The 2,400-nt window shown below is 54.1% G+C and carries 1 protein-coding gene; it reads right to left on the reverse strand.

Annotated elements, in window-relative coordinates; translation table 11 throughout:
- Nucleotides 1–2,306 (reverse strand): catalase/peroxidase HPI (gene katG, locus V7K27_RS18735; RefSeq protein WP_334949594.1); only part of this gene is annotated, 2,306 nt, incomplete at its 3' end.
- Nucleotides 2,307–2,400 lie beyond the last annotated feature (94 nt).

Consider the following 2,400-nt stretch of genomic DNA (forward strand, 5'->3'; position numbering starts at 1 on the left):
GGGGTCTGTTCAGCGCCAACGTCGAAGCGATCAAGCATCATCACCTTGTTCCAGGCTGCGACGAAGTCCTTGACCATCCGCTCGTGACCGTCATCAGCGCCATAGACTTCAGCAATCTGACGCAGTTCCGCGTTCGAGCCGAAGATGAGATCGCAGCGGGTTGCGGTGAACTTCGCTGCACCGGTTTCGCGATCGCAGATGTCAAAAAGCATCTCGCGATTGTCAACAGGCTTCCACTCGTAGTCCATACTGGTCAGGACACGGAAAAAGTCATTGGTCAAGACGCCCGGACGGTCAGTGAAGCTACCGTGCTTTGAATGATCCCAATTCTGATCGAGCGCGCGAAGTCCGCCGACAAGAACCGTCCATTCAGGCGCGGTCAGCGTGAGGAGCTGCGCTCGATCCAGGAAGATACGCTCCGGCTTCACCTTGTAGCCAACAGCCTCATTGTGATAGTTTCTGAAACCATCCGAAACTGGCTTCAGCCAATTAAACATTTCAACATCTGTCAGCTCCTGAGTCGTATCCATCCGACCCGGAATAAACGGCACGGCAACAGAAAACCCAGCGTCTTGTGCAGCCTTCTCGATCGCAGCACAACCACCGAGGACGATAAGATCCGCTATCGAGATTTTTTTGTTGCCCGACTGAGCGCCGTTAAAGTCCGCCTGAATGCGATCAAGGGTCGATAGCACCTCGCCGAGTTCCTGCGGGCGGTTCATTTCCCAGTCTTTCTGGGGATTGAGGCGAACGCGCGCCCCATTTGCGCCGCCGCGCTTGTCGGAATGGCGGTGACTCGATGCCGCTGCCCAAGCGGCTGACACGAGCGCCGAAACAGAGAGTCCACTCGCTAAAATCTGATCCTTGAGAAAATTGATATCGGCGGCATCAACGACATCATGATCCAGTGCCGGAATTGGATCTTGCCAGATCAGATCTTCCTCTGGGATTTCCGGACCAAGATAGCGCGTTTTCGGACCCATGTCTCGATGGATCAGCTTATACCAAGCGCGCGCGAACGCATCGCTGAAGTAATCGAAGTCACCCAAGAAGTGCTGACAGATTTCGTGATAGACCGGATCGACCTTCAAGGCAATGTCCGAAGTCATCATCATTAACGGGTACTCAACGCCCGGTTGATGGGCATCCGGTGTCTTTGGCGCATCAGGATTGCTCGGTTTCCACTGAATGGCACCTGCTGGACTCTTTGTCTGTTCCCAATCGTATTTAAAAAGATTTGTTAAGTAACTGTTGTCCCACTGGGTTGGATTTGGAGTCCACGATCCTTCGATCCCGTTCGTCATTGTATATTCGGCAAACCCAGTGCCTTCAGGGTTCTGCCACCCCAAACCCATCGCCTGAATCGGCGCGGCTTCCGGCGCTGGACCAATCTTGTCCGGCGAAACCATGCCATGACTTTTGCCAAAGGCATGACCCCCTGCAATCAGCGCGACAGTTTCTTCGTCATTCATGCCCATCCGCGCAAACGTCTCGCGAATGTCTCGCGCCGAGCCATAGGGGTCGCCCTCAGCGTTTGGACCCTCTGGATTGACGTAAATTAGCGCTTGGTGCGAAGCCGCTAGCGGGTTCTCAAGGTCGTAGTATTGCTCGTTCGGTTTCCCAACCCACCGAATCGTGCGAGTGACCATCTCATCAGGATGACCAGGGTGTTCCTTAACATCGTCAACCGAATCGCCGTTCCAGAATTCGGGTCCCCAGTATGTCGAGCGATCCGCCTCCCAGGCATCTATGCGACCGCCACCAAAACCGAAAGTCTTAAACCCCATGATTTCGAGCGCGCAGTTGCCCGTCAGAACCATCAGATCAGCCCAGCTTAGTGCCGCACCATATTTCTGCTTGATGGGCCAGAGCAGCCGTCGTGATTTATCTGTGTTTCCATTATCCCACCACGAATTGATGGGTGCGAAGCGTTGCATGCCCTGACTCGCTCCACCCCGACCATCCGCGATCCGGTAGGTGCCTGCTGAGTGCCACGCCATGCGAATCATTTGAGGTCCATAATTCCCATAGTCGGCGGGCCACCAGTCCTTTGAATCGGTCAGCAGTGCTTTGATATCGCTCTTCAACTGTTCAAAGTCAAGCTTCCCAAAGGCTCCTTTGTAATCGAAATCTCGCAGTGGGTTAGCTTGGGGCAAATTTTGGTGAAGCAGTTCGACCTGAAGTCGGTTCGGCCACCAATCATCGACTTGCGGCTTGGAGCCGAGCGCGCCGCCAATGCGGGTTCCCCGGAAGGGGCATTGTGCAGGAGGGGTGGCAGGGTTGTTGTTCATGGGGCTATTATTCATTCAGTTCAATCCTTCTTCATTAAGTTCAATTCTCTCTAACAGTTTATGTTAGTCAAGCTGTGTTGAGCGCCGCCACTTTTGGCAGCAGTGGTGC

Origin of the sequence: Nostoc sp., from assembly GCF_036919575.1 — a bacterium.
In the GTDB taxonomy this organism is placed as follows: Bacteria; Cyanobacteriota; Cyanobacteriia; order Cyanobacteriales; family Nostocaceae; genus Nostoc.